General features: G+C 73.0%; 20 protein-coding genes. 7 read left to right on the top strand and 13 right to left on the bottom strand.

Going from position 1 to position 18,270, the window contains the following annotated elements; all coding sequences use genetic code 11:
* Positions 1–132 precede the first annotated feature (132 nt).
* The 3 genes from AB0M11_RS29825 to AB0M11_RS29815 all read right to left on the bottom strand — a co-directional run bounded on the left by AB0M11_RS29825 (position 133) and on the right by AB0M11_RS29815 (position 3,106).
* The gene (locus tag AB0M11_RS29825; RefSeq protein WP_365710877.1) at positions 133–891 is read right to left on the bottom strand and encodes a DUF2182 domain-containing protein; all 759 of its coding nucleotides are present in this window, start codon (positions 889–891) and stop codon (positions 133–135) included.
* Positions 888–1,502, bottom strand: a complete 615-nt coding sequence (locus tag AB0M11_RS29820) for a DUF1326 domain-containing protein (RefSeq protein ID WP_365710875.1) — start codon at positions 1,500–1,502, stop codon at positions 888–890. The genes AB0M11_RS29825 and AB0M11_RS29820 overlap by 4 nt, the downstream gene beginning before the upstream one ends.
* Positions 1,503–1,792: 290 nt before the next feature.
* Positions 1,793–3,106: a DUF418 domain-containing protein gene (locus tag AB0M11_RS29815; RefSeq protein WP_365710873.1), complete on the bottom strand. Its 1,314-nt coding sequence runs from the start codon at positions 3,104–3,106 to the stop codon at positions 1,793–1,795.
* A 173-nt stretch (positions 3,107–3,279) separates the two neighbouring features.
* On the opposite strand from AB0M11_RS29815, the gene AB0M11_RS29810 reads away from it, so the two are divergent.
* Together AB0M11_RS29810 and AB0M11_RS29805 are read left to right on the top strand one after the other, a co-directional pair.
* Complete coding sequence (locus AB0M11_RS29810) at positions 3,280–3,948, top strand: response regulator transcription factor (RefSeq protein WP_365710885.1); 669 nt, start codon at positions 3,280–3,282, stop codon at positions 3,946–3,948.
* Entirely contained in the window at positions 3,945–5,060 is a 1,116-nt protein-coding gene (locus AB0M11_RS29805; protein WP_365710871.1) for a histidine kinase, read from the top strand. Before AB0M11_RS29810 ends, AB0M11_RS29805 begins: the two co-directional genes overlap by 4 nt.
* On the opposite strand, the gene AB0M11_RS29800 is transcribed toward AB0M11_RS29805, so the two are convergent.
* Both AB0M11_RS29800 and AB0M11_RS29795 read right to left on the bottom strand, forming a co-directional pair.
* Entirely contained in the window at positions 5,018–6,436 is a 1,419-nt protein-coding gene (locus AB0M11_RS29800) for an MFS transporter (RefSeq protein WP_365710869.1), read from the bottom strand. The genes AB0M11_RS29805 and AB0M11_RS29800 overlap by 43 nt on opposite strands.
* Positions 6,429–8,381: a glycoside hydrolase family 15 protein gene (locus AB0M11_RS29795; RefSeq protein ID WP_365710867.1), complete on the bottom strand. Its 1,953-nt coding sequence runs from the start codon at positions 8,379–8,381 to the stop codon at positions 6,429–6,431. Before AB0M11_RS29795 ends, AB0M11_RS29800 begins: the two co-directional genes overlap by 8 nt.
* A 283-nt stretch (positions 8,382–8,664) precedes the next feature.
* Between AB0M11_RS29795 and AB0M11_RS29790 the strand changes: the two genes are divergently transcribed.
* Positions 8,665–9,027, top strand: a complete 363-nt coding sequence (locus AB0M11_RS29790) for a carboxymuconolactone decarboxylase (RefSeq protein ID WP_365710865.1) — start codon at positions 8,665–8,667, stop codon at positions 9,025–9,027.
* Positions 9,028–9,089: 62 nt separating this feature from the next.
* Here AB0M11_RS29790 and AB0M11_RS29785 read toward each other — a convergent pair whose 3' ends face one another.
* A complete protein-coding gene (locus AB0M11_RS29785) occupies positions 9,090–9,632 on the bottom strand; it encodes a DUF4232 domain-containing protein (RefSeq protein WP_365710863.1) in 543 nt (180 codons plus the stop codon).
* 479 nt (positions 9,633–10,111) lie between these two features.
* Here AB0M11_RS29785 and AB0M11_RS29780 point away from each other — a divergent pair, with 479 nt between their 5' ends.
* The gene (locus AB0M11_RS29780; protein ID WP_365710861.1) at positions 10,112–10,510 is read left to right on the top strand and encodes a hypothetical protein; all 399 of its coding nucleotides are present in this window, start codon (positions 10,112–10,114) and stop codon (positions 10,508–10,510) included.
* A gap of 251 nt (positions 10,511–10,761) precedes the next feature.
* Entirely contained in the window at positions 10,762–11,601 is an 840-nt protein-coding gene (locus AB0M11_RS29775; protein ID WP_365710859.1) for a DUF1206 domain-containing protein, read from the top strand.
* An 89-nt stretch (positions 11,602–11,690) separates the two neighbouring features.
* On the opposite strand, the gene AB0M11_RS29770 is transcribed toward AB0M11_RS29775, so the two are convergent.
* The 4 genes from AB0M11_RS29770 to AB0M11_RS29755 all read right to left on the bottom strand — a co-directional run bounded on the left by AB0M11_RS29770 (position 11,691) and on the right by AB0M11_RS29755 (position 14,418).
* Positions 11,691–12,062: an STAS domain-containing protein gene (locus AB0M11_RS29770; protein ID WP_365710857.1), complete on the bottom strand. Its 372-nt coding sequence runs from the start codon at positions 12,060–12,062 to the stop codon at positions 11,691–11,693.
* A complete protein-coding gene (locus tag AB0M11_RS29765) occupies positions 12,059–13,345 on the bottom strand; it encodes a SpoIIE family protein phosphatase (RefSeq protein ID WP_365710883.1) in 1,287 nt (428 codons plus the stop codon). Before AB0M11_RS29765 ends, AB0M11_RS29770 begins: the two co-directional genes overlap by 4 nt.
* Positions 13,345–14,148 carry an alpha/beta hydrolase gene (locus AB0M11_RS29760; RefSeq protein ID WP_365710855.1) on the bottom strand — a complete coding sequence of 268 codons (804 nt, stop codon included), beginning with the start codon at positions 14,146–14,148 and terminating at the stop codon, positions 13,345–13,347. Before AB0M11_RS29760 ends, AB0M11_RS29765 begins: the two co-directional genes overlap by 1 nt.
* A gap of 99 nt (positions 14,149–14,247) precedes the next feature.
* Positions 14,248–14,418: a hydrophobic protein gene (locus AB0M11_RS29755; RefSeq protein WP_365710853.1), complete on the bottom strand. Its 171-nt coding sequence runs from the start codon at positions 14,416–14,418 to the stop codon at positions 14,248–14,250.
* A 349-nt stretch (positions 14,419–14,767) separates the two neighbouring features.
* Between AB0M11_RS29755 and AB0M11_RS29750 the strand changes: the two genes are divergently transcribed.
* Positions 14,768–15,235 (top strand): ATP-binding protein, encoded by a 468-nt coding sequence (locus AB0M11_RS29750; RefSeq protein WP_365710851.1) that lies wholly within the window; start codon positions 14,768–14,770, stop codon positions 15,233–15,235.
* On the opposite strand, the gene AB0M11_RS29745 is transcribed toward AB0M11_RS29750, so the two are convergent.
* Both AB0M11_RS29745 and AB0M11_RS29740 read right to left on the bottom strand, forming a co-directional pair.
* Positions 15,228–16,064, bottom strand: a complete 837-nt coding sequence (locus tag AB0M11_RS29745; RefSeq protein WP_365710849.1) for an RNA polymerase sigma factor SigF — start codon at positions 16,062–16,064, stop codon at positions 15,228–15,230. The two genes, AB0M11_RS29750 and AB0M11_RS29745, sit on opposite strands and share 8 nt — an antisense overlap.
* Positions 16,065–16,317: 253 nt before the next feature.
* A complete protein-coding gene (locus AB0M11_RS29740; protein ID WP_365710881.1) occupies positions 16,318–16,980 on the bottom strand; it encodes a GAF and ANTAR domain-containing protein in 663 nt (220 codons plus the stop codon).
* Positions 16,981–17,626: 646 nt separating this feature from the next.
* Between AB0M11_RS29740 and AB0M11_RS29735 the strand changes: the two genes are divergently transcribed.
* The gene (locus AB0M11_RS29735) at positions 17,627–17,962 is read left to right on the top strand and encodes an STAS domain-containing protein (RefSeq protein WP_365710847.1); all 336 of its coding nucleotides are present in this window, start codon (positions 17,627–17,629) and stop codon (positions 17,960–17,962) included.
* On the opposite strand, the gene AB0M11_RS29730 is transcribed toward AB0M11_RS29735, so the two are convergent.
* A complete protein-coding gene (locus AB0M11_RS29730; RefSeq protein WP_365710845.1) occupies positions 17,959–18,186 on the bottom strand; it encodes a DUF6480 family protein in 228 nt (75 codons plus the stop codon). The genes AB0M11_RS29735 and AB0M11_RS29730 overlap by 4 nt on opposite strands.
* Positions 18,187–18,270: the final 84 nt, after the last annotated feature.

The raw sequence follows: 18,270 nt of genomic DNA, 5'->3' as shown, positions 1-18,270 counted from the left end.
GACGGGGGGCGCCAGTGCCTCGCGGCGGGCGGGACTTCGGGTGCGGGTGGGTGGGGGTTGCTCGCGCAGTTCCCCGCGCCCCTTCGGGGCGCTTGTGTCCTGTGCCTCTTCGGGGCGCTTGTGCCCCGTGGGTCACATGCCGGGTGGGGGGCCGGTGGTGAGGGCCGGGGCCAGGGACGGGAGCCAGAAGACGGCGGGGGCCAGGGCCAGGGAGGCGATGCCCACGGCGCGGGCCAGGAGGCGGCCGGCCGGCGCCAGTTTCTCGGCGGTGATCACGGCGGTCAGGACCACCATGGCCCAGAGGTTCATCAGGCCGAACGCCGCCAGCAGCACCATCAGCGACCAGCAGCAGCCCAGGCAGAAGCCCCCGTGGTGGGCTCCGGCACGCAGATCGCGTGCGGCGCCCGGGTAGGAGGCGTAGCGCAGCATGCTCGCGACGGGCGAGCGGCACCGCGCCAGGCAGCGGTCCTTGAGGGGGGTGAGCTGGTAGACGCCGTTGACCGCGAACACCGCCGCGGCCACCGCCGTCCCCGCCGCCGCGGGGAGGCTCGCGGTGCGTCCCAGGCCGGCCGCCAGGCCGTACGCCGGGAGCCCGGCCGCGGCCCAGACCAGCAGGTAGGCGGCGGTGAAGACGGCCATGCGCGGTGCCCGGTGCGCGGTGATGGTGCGTGCGTACAGCGCGGCGACCGGCGCTGTGGCGGGCAGCATCATCGCGGCCGTCATCAGCGTCCACACGGCCAGGAAGGCGGGCAGTCCCAGGCCCATGGTGCCCGGCATCGCCGCCGCCCCGCCCCGGTGCGCCACCACCCATACCCAGGCCGCGGCCGCCGCGACCAGCAACAGCCCGGCGGGGGCCGCCCCGCGGGCGACGGTGGCCGGCCTGCCCGTCACGCGGACCATGTGAAGGGCGCCGAGTGCCCGTTGCCGCCGGCGAAGTCCCAGGACCTGCCGTAGACACCGGTGCCCGTGGCCCGGCTGGAGCGGGCGACGGTCAGGGTGCTGCTCACCGGGTGGAACACGCCGGTCAGGCCCATGACCGGGCCGTCCTCGCCGAACTGCGGGGCGACCTGGTCCTCGATCTCGATGTCGATGGCGTCGCCCACCCGTACGGCGTGCCGGCGGCCGTCGTCGCGGTAGGCGATGGGCGCCCGCTGCACGCCGAGGACCTCGCCGATGAGCGGGGTGAGCGCGGCCATCGGCCCGCCCGCCTGACCGGAGAAGACCTTGCCGAGCGCGTCCGCCTGCCCGTCGTCGGCCGAGGCGTCCAGGTACAGGGCCACCTTCCAGTCGCCGTCGGCCATCACCCGGGGCGCGTCGATGAACACGGCGACGCTCCGGTCGGAGACGTCCACGCCGTCGACGTCTCCGCTGTCCACGTGGAACGCGAAGGTCACCTGGCAGCGCTCGTGGTCGGCCGGTGCGGTGAGGCCCGAGGTGGTGCACGGGCAGACCACCTCGCAGTTGCAGCTCTCCAGGTAGGTGCCGCGCAGATTCCAGGGCATGACCTTTCGCCTCCCTCTCCCACGTCCCTCGCGGTGAAGGGAGCGCATCGGGAGGCGCAGCCGCGTCCCGGTGCCACTCGTGTCCGGACTTTTCCCGACCAGTCCAGGCTATTCCCGCCGACCCCCGTCGCGCAGATCCGGACACGGAGACAGAAAGCCGCGGGAAACGCCAGCACTCAGGCCGGGATCAGGTCGCGCAGGTTTTCCGGGGTGACGACCCGTGAGCCGGGAGGCGGTCCCTCGGGGCGTTCGAGGCCGAGGTACGTCACGGGCTCCTCCGGGATCCGGGCCTACCTGACGCGGCGGGCGGGCCGGGTGGCCTGGTGCAGCAGGTACTCCAGGGGCCCGCGCCGGAACCGACGGGTCCAGAGCGCGGCCAGGACGGTCGCCGTGCCGATGAAGCCGAGCAGGACCGGCAGCCCGCCGCGCAGCGAGTCGTCCTCGACCGCCGGCACGCGCCAGACGTCGGCGAAGAACCACAGGGCGACGATGTGCAGGACGTACACCGTGAGCGCCATCGTGCCGACCGCCGCGACCGGCCTGGTCAGGGCCGGCAGGCGGGGCGTCCGTTCGGCGACGGTCAGGCATCCGGCGACCACCGCGAGGGCGACGCCCGTATTGCCGAGGACGGAGAACGTGGTCTGGCTGTGCGGCGCCGCCACCAGCAGCCAGGCGAGCGGCGGGTGGGCCACGGGATCGCCGACGGTGTCGGACCACCAGGCGGAGGACGCCGAGCCGCCGTCCGTGGCGGCCGCGACGGCGGACAGGGCGTGCGGGACCAGGCGCAGGGCCAGCCAGGAACCGCCGTAGCCGAGGAGGGCGAGCCCCCCGCCCGCGAGGGCGAGCCGCGCGCGGATGCCGGGCCGGGTGAGGTCCAGCCGGGCCACCGCCATGCCCGCGACCACGAACGGCAGCCAGGTGAGCACTGGGTACTCGCCGGTGAACAGCAGTTCCACGAAGCCGTCCGTGCCGGTGACGCGGGCCAGCGGATCCCGCGCGACGACGGCGTCCGCCCAGCTCCCCGGCCCGGTCGTGGCTCTGATCGCGTGCAGCAGCAGGGGCATGACCAGCGCGCCCGCGGCGGCGATCAGCGTGAGGGTCCCGGCGCGCAGCCGGTACAGCGGGAGGACGGCGAGGAAGAGCAGCCCGTAGAAGCTGAGGATCACGGCCACGTCGGTGTCCAGGGCGGTCAGGGCGTAGCCGAGCACCGCCAGGACCACGGCGCGGATCACGATCCGGGCCACGGCCTGGCGGCCGGCGCGCCCGGTCCGCGGCCGCGGCCGGCCGGTGATGATGACCAGTGAGAAGCCGGCCAGCAGCGCGAACAGGGCGGAGGACCGCCCGCGCGCCGTCTCCAGCAGGAACCCCACCGGGCCGCCCACCGTCACGTCCGGCCCGACGTGCGCGGAGTACATGCCGAAGACCGCGAGACCGCGGGCGAGGTCGATGCCGACGAGCCGTCCCGTGGACGGAACGGCGGCCGGGAGGGGGGAGGCCCCGGCGCGGGGGGCGGGCGGGGGTGTGCGGGCGGCGTCGGGGGCGCGTGCCCCGGGGCACTTCTCCGACCCCCGCACCGGCACCGCCGGCGGTGCTTTCGGTGTCATGCCTCGATGGTTCACCGTTCGGCCGCCCCGTCCACCCGTGCGTGTGTCCGGAGGCACCCCGCCGACCGGCTGATGTCACCCCCGCCAACCGGCGGGAATCGCCGACGGCCAGGCGGCGGACGGCGCCGCGGTGGTACGGATCCAGCGGTGGTGGTCCGATGAGCGGAGCGCGGGTGATCCGGGTCCTGGTGGTCGACGACGAAGCCCTGGTCCGCATGGGCTTCTCGCACATCCTCAACGCGGCGGACGGTATCGAGGTCACGGCGGCGGTACCGGGCGGCGAGGCCGTGCGGACGGTGCGGGAGCTGCGGCCGGACGTGGTCCTGCTGGACATCCGGATGCCGGACGTCGACGGGCTCACCGTCCTGGCCCAGCTGCGCCGGCTGCCGGAACCGCCGGTGGTGGCCGTGCTCACCACCTTCGACACCGACGAGTACGTGGCCACCGCCCTGCGGTCGGGCGCCGCGGGCTTCCTGCTCAAGGACACCGACCCCGAGGAGCTGCCGCATCTCGTGCGCACGCTGGCCGAGGGCGGCACCGCGCTGTCGTCCAAGGTCACCCGCACGGTGGTGGACGGCTACCTCGACGCCGGCGGACCCGAGCCCGCCGCGGTGCGCCTGGCCGCCCGGCTGACCGGCCGGGAGCGCGCCGTTCTCGTGCTGATGGCCGAGGGCCTGGCCAACAACGACATCGGCGCACGGCTCCACCTGAGCACCGGCACCGTGAAGGGCCACGTCAGCGCGGTCCTCGGCAAGCTGGAGGTGGGCAGCCGGGTGCAGGCCGCGCTGATCGCCGAGCGGGCCGGCCTGCTGGCGCCGGCGGCCGACGAGGACGCCGGATGACCAGGCCGAGCCCGTCGGTCGCGGTCCTGGACGCAGCCCTCGTCGCGCTCGCGCTGGCGGACGCCTCGGTGCACGTGGACGGCGGGGACCGGCCGGCCATGGCCCTGGCGCTGCTCGCCGCCGGAGCGCTCACGCTGCGTCGTCGGCTGCCGCTGACGACCTTCGCCCTCACCCTGCCCGCCGCCCTGATCTCCGACGCGATGTTCGCCATCACGGTCGCGCTGTACACGCTCGCCTCGGTCAGCCGCCATCGCCTGCTGCTGGCCGGGTGCGCGCTGCTCTTCGCCGTCGGCGACTACCTCGCCTGGCCGCCGTGGTCGTCCCTGAACGCCACCCAGCTCACCGGGGCGGACGGCCTGCTCCACCTCACCTACACGCTGGCCACCGCGGCCGCCCCCGTCTTCCTGGGCCAGCTCGTCCAGGCCCGGCGCGACCTGTCCCTCAGGCTGGCCGAGATCTCCGAGGCCCGCGAGTACGAGCGGCTGCTGACCGCGCAGAGCGTCCTCGCGAAGGAACGCGCGCAACTCGCCCGGGAGATGCACGACGTGGTCTCCCATCAGGTCAGCCTCATCGCCGTCCAGGCCGGAGCGCTCCAGGTGGGCAGCGGCGACGGCGACACCAGACGGGCCGCGGCCACCATCCGGCAGCTCAGCGTGCAGACCCTCGACGAACTCCGGCACATGGTCAGCGTGTTGCGCGCCTCGGGCAGCAGCCCCACGGAACTCACCCCGCAGCCCTCCCTGGCCGACCTGCAACGGCTGGTCGACAGCAGCTGCATCGCGGCGGAACTGAGGACGGACCTGCCGGAGAACCTCCCGCCCACCGTCCAGCGCGCCGTCTACCGCACCGTGCAGGAAGCCCTCACCAACGTCCGCAAACACGCGCCCGGCGCCACCGCCGCCATCCACATCCGTCACCGGGACGGCCGGCTGCGCACCACCGTCACCAACACCGCCCCCACCCACCTCCCGCTCAGCCTGCCCAGCGCCCACCACGGGCTCGCCGGGCTGCGGCAACGCGCGGAGCTCCTCGGCGGCACGGTCACCTCCGGACCCACCCCCGACGGCGGCTACGAACTCCGGCTGGAACTGCCCACCGAGCCGGCCCGGTGAAGCGCGGGCCCCCGCGGCAGCAGGGCCGCCGCGGCGAGGCCGGCCAGGCCGATGACGGCGAGGGTGAGCATCGCGGCGGCGTAGGCGCCCTTGGTGAGACCCGCGACGAGGATCGTGCCGGCGATGGCCGTGCCGAAGGACGAACCGAGGTTGGAGACGCTGCGGGACAGGCCGGAGATCTCGCCCTGCCGTTCCTCGGGGAAGCTCGACTGGACGACGTTGACCGACGGGGTCAGCATCACGCCCAGGCCCAGTCCGATGAGGAGGAGGCCGGGGACGAAGGCCCACGCGGTGGCGAGGTTCCCGGCCAGCACGACCAGGACGACCACGCCGGTGATGACGACGGCGAAGCCGGTCATGACGAGCGTCCGCTGGGAGTGCCGGGCGGCGAGCCGCTCGGCGGCGAGCGAGGTGGCCAGCAGGCCCAGGGTGGCCGCGGTGAAGACGACGCCGGTCTGGATGGCGTCGTAGCCGCGGACGACCTGCAGATAGGCCGCCACGGTGAAGGACGTGCCCATGAGCAGCAGCCACTGGATGTTCTGGGTGACGAGCCCGAGGTTGGACGTGCGGTCGTGGAACAGGCTCAGGGACAGCAGCGGCTCCCGGCCGGACGCCTCCTTGGCGCGGGCGGAGCGGAAGAACCACCACAGGACGAGCGCGCCGAGGGCGAGCAGGGCGACCGTCAGCCAGACGTTGTTGTCGGCGGCCAGGATGCCCATGACGACGAGGACGAGGCCGACGGCGGACAGGACCGCGCCCGCGGTGTCGAAGGGACGGGCCGGGTCCGGGGGCAGCGGGTCCTCGATACGGCGGCTGAGCGCGACGATCACCGCGATCACCAGAGCCTGGAAGACGAACGCCGCGCGCCAGCTGATCGCGGTGGTGATGAGCCCGCCGATCAGCGGCCCCGCGGCGGCCCCGATCCCGCCCAGCGCCATGACCACCCCGAAGGCGCGGGCACGGGAGGTGAGGTCGGGGTACAGGAGCGTCGTGAGGATGTAGACGGGCGGGATGAGCAGGGCGGTGCCGACGCCTTCGAGGATCGAGTTGCCCAGGATCAGCACGCCGAGTCCGGGAGCGCCCGCGCTCAGCAGGGCGCCGGCCGCGTAGACGACGAGGCCGGTCAGGAAGCAGCGTTTGCGGCCGTACCGGTCGGTGAGCTTGCCGCCGGGGATCATCAGGGCCGCCATCACCAGCAGGAAGACCGTGATCGCCACCTGCACGCCCTGCACGGTGGTGCCCAGGTCCCGGCTGATGTCGTTGATCATCACGTTCATGTTGGAGCCGGCGAAGCTGCAGATGAACTGCGCCAGGGCGAGGGCGGCCAGCACGCGTCCGTGGCCGGCGGGCTGTCCGGTCCGCGCCGTCTCAGCCATCGGTGCCGCTCCCGCCCGGCGCCTCGCCGTCCGTGTCCTTGCCCTGCGCCTCGCCCGGCTCCTCGTCGGGCGTCCGGACGCCGAGGGCCACCGGGTGCCCGCGGTCGCGGCGGCCCCGTCCGCTCCGCGCCTTCGCCAGTTCCTCGTCGAGCGCCATGGCCGCGCTGACCAGGGCGAGGTGGGTGAACGCCTGCGGGAAGTTGCCGAGTTGCTCGCCGGAGGGGCCGATCTCCTCGGCGAACAGGCCGACGGGGTTGGCGTAGGTGAGCATCTTGTCGAAGGCGTACCGGGCCTGGTTGAGCCGGCCGCTGCGGGCGAGCGCCTCGACGTAGAAGAAGCTGCACAGGTTGAAGGTGCCCTCCGAGCCGCGCAGTCCGTCGGGGGAGGCCGCCGGGTCGTAGCGGTAGACCAGGCTGTCGCTGACGAGTTCCTCCTCCATGGCGTCCAGGGTGCTGAGCCAGTCCGGGTCGTACGGTGAGACGAAGCCGACCCTCGGCATGACCAGCAGCGAGGCGTCCAGGACGTCGGTGTCGTAGTGCTGCACGAAGGCCTGCCGCTTGTCGTGCCAGCCGTGTTCGACGATCTGGCGGAAGGCCGCGTCCCGGGCGCTGGTCCAGCGGGCGACGTCGGCGGGGCGGGAGAAGCCGGTGGCCGCGCGGAGGCCCCGGTCGAACGCCACCCAGGTCATCAGCCGGCTGTAGGTGAAGTTCTGCCGCCCGCCGCGCGTCTCCCAGATGCCCTCGTCGGGCTGGTCCCAGTGGTCGGCGAGCCAGTCCAGCACCCCGCCCAGCGCCCCCCACCCGCGGATCGCGCCGATGTCGCCGCCCACCACGAGGGCGTCCGACACCTCGCCGTAGATGTCGAGCTGGAGCTGGTCGGCCGCCGCGTTGCCCGCCCGGACCGGACGGGAGCCCAGGTAGCCCTCCAGGTGGTCGAGGTTCTCCTCGGTCAGGTGGGGGTCGCCGTCCACCCGGTACATGATCTGCAGCGGGTCCGCGGAGGCAGCGCCCCGGCTCTCGATGCGCTCCCGCAGCCAGCGGCGGAAGGCGTGCGCCTCCTCCTGGAAGCCCAGGTCCATCAGCGTGCGGACCGACAGCGACGCGTCCCGGATCCACGTGTAGCGGTAGTCCCAGTTGCGCTCCCCGCCGATCTGCTCGGGCAGTCCCATCGTGGCGGCCGCGACGGGCGCGCCGGTCGGGGCGTACGTGAGCAGCTTGAGGGTGATCGCCGAGCGGTTCACGACGTCCTGCCAGCGGCCCCGGTAGACGCAGGAGCGCAGCCACGACAGCCAGAAGTCGCGGCACGACTCGAACGCGTCGCCGACGCCTTCGAGGGACGGGCGGGGCGGGGCCGGGGCGCCGCTCGCCGTGCCGGTCAGCACCACCGCGGCGGCCTGGCCGGCGGACAGGACGAAGCGGGCGGTGATGTCGTCGCCGTCCGGGCGGAAGGCGATCCCGGCGGTGGACTGCACGTGCAGGTCGGTCCCCGGGCCCCGGAAGAGCACGGTATGACCGTCGGTCCGCGTCGGCGTGTGCGGGGCGCGGCCGTAGTCGAAGCGCGGCCGGCAGGCGAAGGCGAACGGCAGCCGGCCCCGGACCACCCGTGCGACCCGCACCAGGCGGTGCGTGTCGGTGGGGGCGGGGGAGTCGACGGGCACCATGAAGTCGGCGACCTCACCGACCCCGTCCGGCGTCATGAACCGGGTGACCAGGATGGCGGTGTCCGACAGGTACAGCTGCCTGACGGTCATGCCGTCGTCGCGGGGCAACTCCACGGCCAGCCGGCAGTGGCCGCCGCGCTCGCTGTCCAGGAGCGAGGCGAAGACGCTGGGCGAGTCGAAGCGGGGCGTGCACCACCAGTCGATGGTTCCGCCGGACGACACCAGGGCGGCGGTCTGGAGATCGCCGACCATGCCGTGCTCCGCGATGGGCGGGTACCGGTCCACTTGCCCTCCCGGTCGGTTCCGCGGTGCCGCGGCGGCACGGGTGCCCGCCGGACACCGACCTGTGCACGCCAAGGCTCGGGCATCACCGCGGCCCGCGCCTCACCCGTGCCGGGTGACCCCGGGCAGTCGCGGCCCTCCCCGCGCGGGCCGCCTCGCCCTGACGCGCGGCACCGCCCGCCGGTGTCTACGCTTGACGGGTCACCGCCGGGCGTTCAGGGGGGACCCGCGGGCAGCGGGTGGCGGTCCGACTCCCCACGACACCGGAACGGAAGGCACTCCCGTCATGGCTATCGCACCTGAGTCCGACACCCCCGTCCTCGACACGATCGCCGCGATGACGATCGACTCGGTGGAGCACTGCCACATGGACGAGCGCACGCTCATCCAGAGCCGCATCGCCGCGCTCGTCGCCATGGACGCGCCCGCGATCTCCTACCTGGCCCACGTCAACCCGGCCATCAAGGCCCAGTTCACCGTCGAGCAGCTGCAGGACCTGCTGATCGCGATCGCACCCGTCGTGGGAACGGCACGCGTCATGTCCGCGGCCGCCCACATCGCCAAGGCGTTCGGCGTCGCGCTCGCGCTGGTCGACAGCGAGGCCGAGGCCATCGCCCAGGCAGAGGCCGACAGCCGCACCATCGGCTGACCCGCCGTCATCTCGACGGCGGGGCCGCACGGTACGGCTGTCCTGCCCCGGGCACCGGCGCCCTACTGCCCGATCGGGTTGACGTAGGTGCCCGGGTGGGTGGCGCCGTCCTGCTTGAGGATCTGGCCGCCGAACGGCCACTTCAGGGTGAAGTGCTTCGTCTCGTTCGGCGGGGTGACCAGGAACGTCGCCGGGACGAACTTCTGCTTCGCCGGCGTGGACCTGGCCACCGGGAGCAGGGCGACACTGAAGTCCACGGTGTCGCCCTGCTTCAGCGTGATCTTCGCGGGCTTCTTGGCGGAGCGGACCAGGGACCAGGTGCCGTCGGTCCGCTGGGCGCCGACCATGTCGACACCGGCGAAGCCGGACAGGGTGCAGGCGTGCCTGCTGCGGTTGGTGAACCAGATGAACGCCTCGGTCTGCTTCCCGGTCCGCCCCATCTCCGGCTTGGCGTCGCCCCCCGTGGCGAAGCCGGCCTTCAGGTCGGCGGTGTGGCAGCGGGCCGCCGCGGCCTTGGCGGGAGCGGCCGAGGCCGGCACGGCGGCGGCCGCGGTGCCGGCGACGACGACGGCGGCGAGTGCCACGGCGGTCAGGTTGGTCTTCATGAAGTTCCGGTTCCCCTCGAGTCCGAATCGGCGCGCGAGGTCAGCGCGCGCTCACGTACCTGGAGACGTACGAACGCCGGTCGGGGTTCGGTCCCCGGGCGGACGATCTGCGCCGAGCGACTCCCCGCGTCGAGCCGACACGCGTCCCGTCCGGTCCGGTGCACGAGCGCGGCCCGTGAGCGTCCGGGAAGGCGCGCGGCGTGTCCCCGGAACAGCGGCTCGGTGTCGTTACCTGAGCCGTTGGGCCGTCCGGGGGAGCCGGGGCGGGCGCAGGTCCGTGTCCAGGCCGCTCGCGGATTCCGTGGCCCCTACAAGCGAGCGTTACGGATATATCCGTATTGTGTAACGCACGTCCTTCGTGTGCCCGGGTGGCGCCGTCGGCGGACCACAGTGTGGGTCCTCGGCACCGCGCCGGGAATCCCGGACTCTCGCCCGGCCCCGACCAGGGCCGGTCTGCACGAACGTGAGGTGACGGATCCATGTCTGTTTCTCGTACGGCGGTCCGCCTGATCGCCACCTGTGTGGCCTCGGGCGCGCTCGTCGCCGCCGCCGCCATCCCGGCCCTGGCCGCCGGACCCGGCCACGAACGCGACAACGGGTGGCGCTACGCGCACAGTCACAGGAGCGACCACGACGGCCGCTTCGGCGATCACGACGGCCGTTTCGGCGATCACGACGGCCGCTTCGGTGACCGCGACGGCCGTTTCGGCGACCGCGACCGGGACCGCGACCGGCGTTGGCACCACGGCTGGGACCGGGGCTGGGACCGTGACCACGACCGGCACCTGCACCAGGGCTGGGACCACGACCGGTTCGGGCACCCCGGCTGGTACCGCGAGCGGCACGCGGACCACGACCGCTACCACGGCCACCGTTAGTCGCCCGCGGGTACCACCACCGCATCCGGCCGGAGGGCCGAAGACCGCGCCGCGCGGTCTTCGGCCCTCCGGCCTTGGCAGGTGTGAGGCGGGAGATCGCGGGTAGTCGTCGCGCGCCGGCGGCGGAGCGGCGCGAGCGCCTGGGGAGGTCGAGCGCCGCTCCCTGCCGGCGGCGGCCCGGGTCGGCGGGTGACGCACTCCGTGCGGATCGGCCCAGGATGGTCTCGCCCTTCCGGGGCATCCGGTAGGACATGGCTACTGGATCGGCAACGGCAGGCGGACGAGGGCGGGTTCGCCGAGCGGCGAACGGCGACGCGGTCGCGGTGGCGGCCCGTGCGGGCTTTGTCGGACGCGGCGTCATCTACGCACTGATCGGCGTTCTCGCACTGCGGATCGCGTTCACCGGCGGCGGCCAACAGGCCGACCGGGGTGGCGCGGTCGCCGAGATCGCCCACAAACCCTTCGGCACCGTGCTGCTGTGGCTGCTGGGCGCCGCCCTGGCCGGCATGGCCCTGTGGCGGCTGTCCGAGGCCGCCTTCGGGCAGGCCGGCCCCGACGGCGGGAAGCCGGGCAAGAGGGCGGCGGCCGCGGGCCGTTGCTGCTTCTACGCGTTCGTCGCGTACTCCGTGCTCTCCTTCGCGGCCGGGGCCAGGAACAGCGGCAGCGGCAGTTCCGACCGGAGCTCCCAGGACGTCACGGCGCAGGCGCTGGGCTGGCCCGGCGGGCAGTGGATCGTCGGTGCCGCGGGCGCCGTGGTGGCCGCGGCCGGCCTGTGGATCGCCGTCCGGGCCCTGCTGCGCCGGTTCGAGAAGCACCTCAGGATGTCCGACATGTCGCGGCGGATGCGCAAGGCCGTGTCGTTCCTGGGGATGTTCGGCGGTACGGCCCGGGGCGTCGTCTTCGCCACCGCGGGCTGCTTCGCCATCGCCGCGGCCGTCCGCCACAAGCCCGGCAAGGCCAAGGGCATGGACGACACCCTGCGCACGTTCGCCGACACCCCGGCGGGCCCCTGGCTGCTGGCGCTGATCGCGGTCGGCCTCATGGCGTTCGGTGCCTTCTCCTGGGCCAACGCGCGGTGGCGCAGGGTCTGACCGGCGGGGAGCACGGCCCACACCAGGTGCGGACCGGCGCCACGGACGCCACGGACGTCCGGTCGGCGGCGTCGCGGGACGGCGCACCGTCAGGCGTGCTCGGATCCCCCGGGTTCCGGCGCCGCGGGGCCGGTGGCGGCCTGGCTGTCGGGCAGGATCGGGAAGATCTGGTCGAGGCCGACGATTCCCAGCACGCGCAGGGTGTGGGCCGGGACGGCGGCGAGCGCGATGCCGGCCCCGGCGGCCAGGGCGTGGTTGCGGGCCACGATCAGGGCGGTGATGCCGCTGGAGTCGCAGAACTCCATGCCGTCCAGGTCCAGCACGAGGCGCTCACCCGGCCGGAGGGTGAGGGCGGTGACCTGGTCGCGCAGCTGTCCGGCGGTGGTGTGGTCGAGTTCGCCGAGGACCGCCAGAACGGGGCCCGTCGTCGCGGAGCGGGTGGTGATCTGCAGCGGGCTCATCTCGTGTTCTTCGTCGTGGAAAAGGCGGCGGGGACGCCGATGGCGAGCAGGGCGGTGTCGTCGTCGAGTCCGTCGCCGAAACCGTCCAGCAGGCCGGTCAGGGCCTGGATGACGGCCTGCGGGGACCGGCCGGCGTGGTCGGCAGCGAAAGCGCGGAGCTGGTCGTCGCCGTACAGGGTGGTGCGGTCGGCGCCGGTACGGGCCTCGGTGACGCCGTCGCTGTACAGCAGGAGGGTGTCGCCGGGATCGAGGGTGGTGGTGACGGTGGTGAAGGGCGCGGAGGGCAGGATGCCGACGAGCAGACCGCCGGGGGTGTGCAGGTAGTCGGCGGTGCCGTCCGCGCGCAGGACCAGGGCCGGGGGATGGCCGCCGGAGGCGAGCGTGACGGTGGCCTGCCCGGTGCCGACGTCGGGCTCGGCGACCCCGAATATCGTGGTGCAGTAGCGCGGGTCGCCGCCGGTGTACCGCTCGTGGAGCACCTTGTTGAGGGTGGACAGCGCGGAGACCGGGTCGGGGTCGTGCAGGGCGGCGGCGCGCAGGGTGTAGCGGGTCAGTGAGGTGAGGGCGGCGGCCTGCGGGCCTTTGCCGCACACGTCGCCGAGGAAGAAGGCGAAGCGCTTGCCGTCGACGGGGAAGAGGTCGTAGAAGTCGCCGCCGAGCCGGTCCGGCGAGGCGGTGCGGTAGTGGGCGGCCGCCTCCATGCCCGGCACGGGCGGCAGGGAGTCGGGCAGCAGCGACCGCTGGAGCACGGCGAGGGCGTCCTGCAGCCGGGCGCGGTCGGCCTCGGCCTGTTCGCGTGCCTCCTCCGCCGCCCGGCGGGCGCGCAGGAGTTCCTCCTCGTAGGCGCGGCGGTCGCGGGCGTCGAAGACGGTGGTGCGGATGAGCAGCGGTTCGCCGCCCCTGCCGTGTTTGACCGCGGAGGAGACCAGCACCGGCATCCGCGCGCCGTCGGCCTGTCTGAGTTCCAGGGCGATGCCGCCGATCTCGCCCCGCATCCGCAGCAGCGGCGCGAAGTGCGTCTCGTGGTACAGCCGGCCGCCCACGGTCAGCAGGTCGGCGAAGCGCATCCGGCCCACCACCGCGTCCCGGTCCAGGCCGAGCCAGCCCAGCAGCGTCGCGTTGATCTTGGCGATGGTGCCGTCCATCAGCGTGGACAGGTACCCGCACGGCGCGTTCTCGTAGAGTTCCTCGGCGCTGTCCTCCAGCAGTGCGGCGAAGGCCGCGGTGGCCGCGTCCTCGTCCCCCGCGCCCTGCGGGTCGGGTTGCTGCCCCGTCCGGGACATCATCGCAGGCCGGCCAGGAAGGCGGTGATCGCCTGGTTGGTGGCCTCCGGCGCGGACAGGTGCGGGCAGTGCCCGGTCGCGTCGAGGGTGACCAGCGTCGAGCCGGGGATCGCCCGGTGGACGAAGGCGCCGACCTCGCGGGGGGCGATGGCGTCCTGGGTGCACTCCAGCACCAGCGTCGGCACGGTCACGGTCTTCAGGTCGTCCCTGGAGTCCGAGAGGAACGTGGTCCGGGCGAAGACCCGCGCCATGTCCGGGTGGGTGGCGCAGAAGCTGTTGGTCAGCTCCGCCGCCAGCTCGGGCCGCTCGGCGTTCCCCATGATCACCGGGGCCATCGCCGCCGACCAGCCGAGGTAGTTCGCCTCCAGCGAGGCCAGCAGTTCGTCGATGTCCTCGGCGCTGAACCCGCCGCGGTAGCCGTCGTCGTCGATGTACCGGGGGGAGGGGGCGACCATCACCAGGGCGCCGATGCGCTCCGGAGCCAGGCCGGCGGCCAGGACCCCGATCATCGCGCTGACCGAGTGCCCCACGAACACCGCGTCCCGCAGGTCGAGCGCCTCGCAGACCTCGACCGCGTCCCGGGCGTAGCCGTCCAGGGAGGCGTAGCGGTCCGCCGAGAAGGCGGCCGGATCCGAACGGCCCGACCCCACGTAGTCGAACAGCACCACCCGGTACTCCTCGGCCAGGGCCGGCACCGTCAGCCGCCACATGTTCTGATCGCAGCCGAACCCGTGAGCCAGCACCACCGCCGGACCCTGCGGGTTGCCGACGACGGTGACGTTGTTCCTGCGATCGATATCCATGACTTCACCCTCTCAGACACCACTCACCACTCCAGCACGCCCGCAGGGGACCGGCCGATGCGGGCCGGTCCCCTGCGGGGCGGTATGCGCGAAGTCAACTCACCATCGGTACCAACGTCCCCGGCCACCGCCGGCGTTGGTGGAACGTGCCACGAATCCGAGCAGCCACAGCACCAGGACGGCGAGCGCCACCCACCACAGGATCTTGACGGCGAAACCCGCACCGAAAAGGATCACCGCGAGAAGCAGAACAAGAAGAAGTGGAACCATGTTTATCGACCTCCTGTCGCTCCGGGTGCCCGGCGATTGCACCGTCATTCCCGTTCGGTGCCTTGTTTGTGAAGGAAAGTTGTGGGCATCCGCGCTGCTGACGTGCCTTCTTGCCAGGCGGCGGGCCTTCCCGGGGACAATACGGGAAGGCCCTTTGTCACTTGTGCCGCCCTCGCGCCGATGTGCCGGATCTGCTCATGAACACCGGGACGGCGGGTAAGTGGAATTGCGCGACGGCGGGCGCCCGCCGCGAAAAGGCAGGCACCCGCCGCGAAAAGACGGAACGAAGACCACGTGAAGACGGTACGAAAGCGACGGAAAGAACAGGCCGACCCACGGGAAGAGTTCTATGGTCACCCCGCTGAAGAATCGAGCGTCGGAAGAACCGGAACCGGAGGCGTCCCCGCGGTACAGCGCCACCTGGGACACCACGGACACGGCGATCACAGACGCGCGAGCGGCCGTACGCGCCCTGCTGGCCCGGTTCGGCCACCAGCAGGACGCTCGGCCCAGCCAGGACGCCCAACTCGTCGTCAGTGAACTGGTCACCAACGCGGTACGTCACGCGCCGGGCCCGGTGGGCCTGGCGCTGGAGCTGTCACCCGACGCCGGGCTGCTGCGCATCGCCGTGAGCGACAGCTCTCCGCGTCCGCCGGAACCGCGCGAGGCCGACCCTGGCCGGGTCGGCGGACACGGGCTGCGCCTGGTGGTCCGGCTGTGCGGCCGGCTGCACACCGTCGCGCGGGAGAGCGGCAAGGAGGTCGTCGTCCACCTCCGCCTGCGCGGGGAGGAGGCCCCCCGCCGGGAGTTCAGGTGAGCATGCCCTCGCGCAGCCGGGCGAGGGTGCGGGACAGGAGCCGGGAGACGTGCATCTGGGAGACGCCCAGGTGTTCGCCGATCTGGGCCTGGGTGAGCTCCTCCACGAACCTCAGGTGGATGATCTGCCGGTCGCGTTCGGGGAGTTCGGCGATCAGCGGGGCCAGGGCGTGGAAGTCCTCGACCAGTTCCAGGGCGGTGTCCTCGACGCCGATGAAGTCCTGCAGGGCGCTCTCGCCGTCCTCGCTGTTGTTGATCGTGGCGTCCAGCGAGGAGGAGTTGTAGCCGTTGGCGGCCAGGCGCGCCTCGCGCACCTCGTCCTCGGGCAGGCTCATCAGGTCGGACAGCTCCTTGACCGTGGGGGTACGGCCGAGGCGGCTGCGGAGTTCGTCGGTGGCGCGGGCGAGCTGGACGCGGGCCTCCTGGAGCCGGCGCGGCACGTGCACGGCCCAGGTGGTGTCGCGGAAGAACCGCTTGATCTCGCCCACGATGTACGGCACGGCGAAGGAGGTGAACTCGACCTCGCGGGATATCTCGAAGCGGTCGATCGCCTTGATCAGCCCGATCATGCCGACCTGGACGATGTCCTCCATCTCCTCGGGCTCGCGGCTGCGGAATCGGCCGGCCGCGAACCGGACCAGGGACATGTTCATCTCGATCAGCGTGTTGCGCGCGTACTGGTGCTCGGGCGTGCCCTCCTCCAGGACGGCCAGCTGGTCGAAGAACAGCTTCGACAGCTCGCGCGCGTCCCGGGGCGCGACCTTCGCGGGGTCCGCGATCTCCGGCACGCCCACCGTCTGCCCGGCAGTCTGAACGGTCGTCGTCGGCACGATGCCCCTCCCAGTCGGTCGCCCTCGTCCACGCCGGTCCGTCGCCCGGCAGACACGCGCCTACCCCGGCCGTCGAGCGGCATTCCCCCGATCGCCGTGATTCTTCCGGAAGGTCGCTGCCCGTCAGGGGGTGTGGGGGCGGCCGGGAGGGGGACTTGGAGACCAAGCCGAGTCCAGCAGCGTTCCCCTGGGGACTGGCCCGGCCCAGGCTTCTCTGGTTCAGCCGAAGTGCCGGAGGAGCCGCCTGACGGGGTCAGGAAAGGGTGCCCTCCTCGCAGACCCGGCGGGCGACCTCGCGGAGTTTGACGTTGTTCGCCTGGGAGTAGCGGCGCAGCACGTTGAACGCCTCCTCCTCGGTGAGGCGGTGGCTGCCCATGATGATGCCCATCGCCTCGCCGATGGTGTGACGGGTGGCGATGGCCTGTTCCAGCTGGGCGTGGGTGCGGGCGCTGGAGAAGGCGACGGCCGCGTGCGAGGCCAGCAGCCAGCCCGCCAGCTCGCTGGCCTCGGTGAACGCCCCCGGTTTGCAGGAGTAGAGGTTCAACGCCCCCAGGTCCTCCTCCTCCGTGTACAGCAGGAAGCCCATCATGCTGCCGACGCCGAGCCGGTGGGCCTCGGGCGCGAAGGCGGGCCAGCGCTGCTCCTCGCCGGTGAGGTCGGCGATGCGGTAGACCCGCTCGCCGTGCGAGCTGTGCGCCGCGTCGAAACACGGGCCCTCGCCCAGCCGCTGCTGCAGCCGGTCGCTGTCCGTGACCAGCTGGTCGGTGGGGGCGAGCGTCTCCACCCGCGCGTCGTGCAGCACGAGGATGCCCGCCGCGTCGCAGCCCTCGACCAGTTCGGTGGCCGATGCCGTGATCCGTTCCAGAGTGCTGGCCACGGAGTCCTGTGCCAGGAGATCCCGTGCCATCGATGCCATCTGCTCCGCGAACCGACCCCAGTCCACGCCGTCCTCCGCTACTCGTCCCGTCCGGACAAGCCTCGCGATCAGCTTGTCACGCGAGGCTCGCTCCTGCCTCGCAAGCGGATACCCGTGGCGGGCCGGGAGATGACTGCGGGTGCCGACGACGCGGCCGGGTCGGCGCACAATTCGACCAGTTGTTCGTTGTCCGCCCGCTCGGCGTGCTTGATGTACGTGTCCAGCCGGAGGGCGTGGTCAGGCAGCTCTCGACGTACCGGAGAAGACCGGTGAAGGCTCTCCGCGCGCCGCCCGGCATGAGGCACCGGGACCGGGGTACCCGGCCTTGGTCCACCCCGCCCGGCCAGGAGCGGGACCCGGAGACGACCCGCCCTGTCGGCGGTGCCGTCCCTCTCCCCTCGCGCCCTCTGCCCCGGCGGTCTGGTTCCTTTCGCGCCGCTGTGTCAGGCTGGCGGGGTACCAACCTGGTCCTGTGGGGGACCCCGCGCTGCCGAGCGGTCACCGAGGAAACGTGGCCGGCGGTGGGTACGGGTTGTCTCGCTCGGCTGTGCGCGGCGCTCCGCCGCCGCCCCTGGACGGCCTTCTTCCGGCAGTGGGAGCCGACCGCGATGGTCCTCGACCGACCCCCGAACGGTGGTTCTGCCCCATGGTGGACTTCGACGTACGCATCAGCGACTCCCCCACCCGGATCCTGCTCGCGCTGAGCGGGGAACTGGACTTTCCCGCGGGCGCGCGGGCCGCGGCGGTCACCGACGGGCTGCTGCTCGGCGGCCGTGACCTCACGGTCGACCTGACACGGGTGGGCTTCATGGACGCCGGCGGTCTGGGGATGCTGCTGCGCCTGCGCCTGCGCGTCGTCGCGGACGGCGGCGTGCTGGGCCTGTGCGGCGTGCGGCCCCAGGTGCGCCGGGTGCTCCAGCTGACCGAGACCGAAGCGCGCTTCGGCTCGGTCCTGACCGGTACCGCCGCGGACGGGGCCTAACCGGTCAGGGCGACCGCCATCGCGATGAGGCCGATCACCACCAGCAGCACGACGGCCATGATCAGGACGAGCGGCATGGCCGCCCAGCCCTTGCGCAGCTCGGGCGGCTCGGGATGAGCGATGCCGGAGATGCTGCCCTCCGCGGGCGGGGTGTCGCCGGGCGGCACGCCGCCACCTGGTTCGAGTCCCGGGGTTCGGCCCGGCTCGGGATCAGGAGTCGTCATGACGCGGACTCCTCTCGGTTCTCGGTCGGCCGCGGCCGACGGGCACCGCGGCGAGCTGGCGGCCTCCGGGTTTCCCGCCCACGT

It is taken from the genome of Streptomyces sp. NPDC051987 (assembly GCF_040680735.1).
Taxonomy (GTDB): Bacteria; Actinomycetota; Actinomycetes; order Streptomycetales; family Streptomycetaceae; genus Streptomyces.
The sequence above is the reverse complement of the archived record's forward strand: the minus strand, read 5'-3'. Positions and strand labels throughout refer to the sequence as shown.

Bases quoted from the DNA above. Each gene is read 5' to 3' on its own strand.
- AB0M11_RS29820 (WP_365710875.1), bottom strand. From the start codon at position 1,502: ATGCCCTGGAATCTGCGCGGCACCTACCTGGAGAGCTGCAACTGCGAG.
- AB0M11_RS29815 (WP_365710873.1), bottom strand. From the start codon at position 3,106: ATGACACCGAAAGCACCGCCGGCGGTGCCGGTGCGGGGGTCGGAGAAG.
- AB0M11_RS29805 (WP_365710871.1), top strand. From the start codon at position 3,945: ATGACCAGGCCGAGCCCGTCGGTCGCGGTCCTGGACGCAGCCCTCGTC.
- AB0M11_RS29800 (WP_365710869.1), bottom strand. From the start codon at position 6,436: ATGGCTGAGACGGCGCGGACCGGACAGCCCGCCGGCCACGGACGCGTG.
- AB0M11_RS29790 (WP_365710865.1), top strand. From the start codon at position 8,665: ATGGCTATCGCACCTGAGTCCGACACCCCCGTCCTCGACACGATCGCC.
- AB0M11_RS29785 (WP_365710863.1), bottom strand. From the start codon at position 9,632: ATGAAGACCAACCTGACCGCCGTGGCACTCGCCGCCGTCGTCGTCGCC.
- AB0M11_RS29780 (WP_365710861.1), top strand. From the start codon at position 10,112: ATGTCTGTTTCTCGTACGGCGGTCCGCCTGATCGCCACCTGTGTGGCC.
- AB0M11_RS29775 (WP_365710859.1), top strand. From the start codon at position 10,762: ATGGCTACTGGATCGGCAACGGCAGGCGGACGAGGGCGGGTTCGCCGA.
- AB0M11_RS29770 (WP_365710857.1), bottom strand. From the start codon at position 12,062: ATGAGCCCGCTGCAGATCACCACCCGCTCCGCGACGACGGGCCCCGTT.
- AB0M11_RS29765 (WP_365710883.1), bottom strand. From the start codon at position 13,345: ATGTCCCGGACGGGGCAGCAACCCGACCCGCAGGGCGCGGGGGACGAG.
- AB0M11_RS29760 (WP_365710855.1), bottom strand. From the start codon at position 14,148: ATGGATATCGATCGCAGGAACAACGTCACCGTCGTCGGCAACCCGCAG.
- AB0M11_RS29755 (WP_365710853.1), bottom strand. From the start codon at position 14,418: ATGGTTCCACTTCTTCTTGTTCTGCTTCTCGCGGTGATCCTTTTCGGT.
- AB0M11_RS29750 (WP_365710851.1), top strand. From the start codon at position 14,768: ATGGTCACCCCGCTGAAGAATCGAGCGTCGGAAGAACCGGAACCGGAG.
- AB0M11_RS29740 (WP_365710881.1), bottom strand. From the start codon at position 16,980: ATGGCATCGATGGCACGGGATCTCCTGGCACAGGACTCCGTGGCCAGC.
- AB0M11_RS29735 (WP_365710847.1), top strand. From the start codon at position 17,627: ATGGTGGACTTCGACGTACGCATCAGCGACTCCCCCACCCGGATCCTG.
- AB0M11_RS29730 (WP_365710845.1), bottom strand. From the start codon at position 18,186: ATGACGACTCCTGATCCCGAGCCGGGCCGAACCCCGGGACTCGAACCA.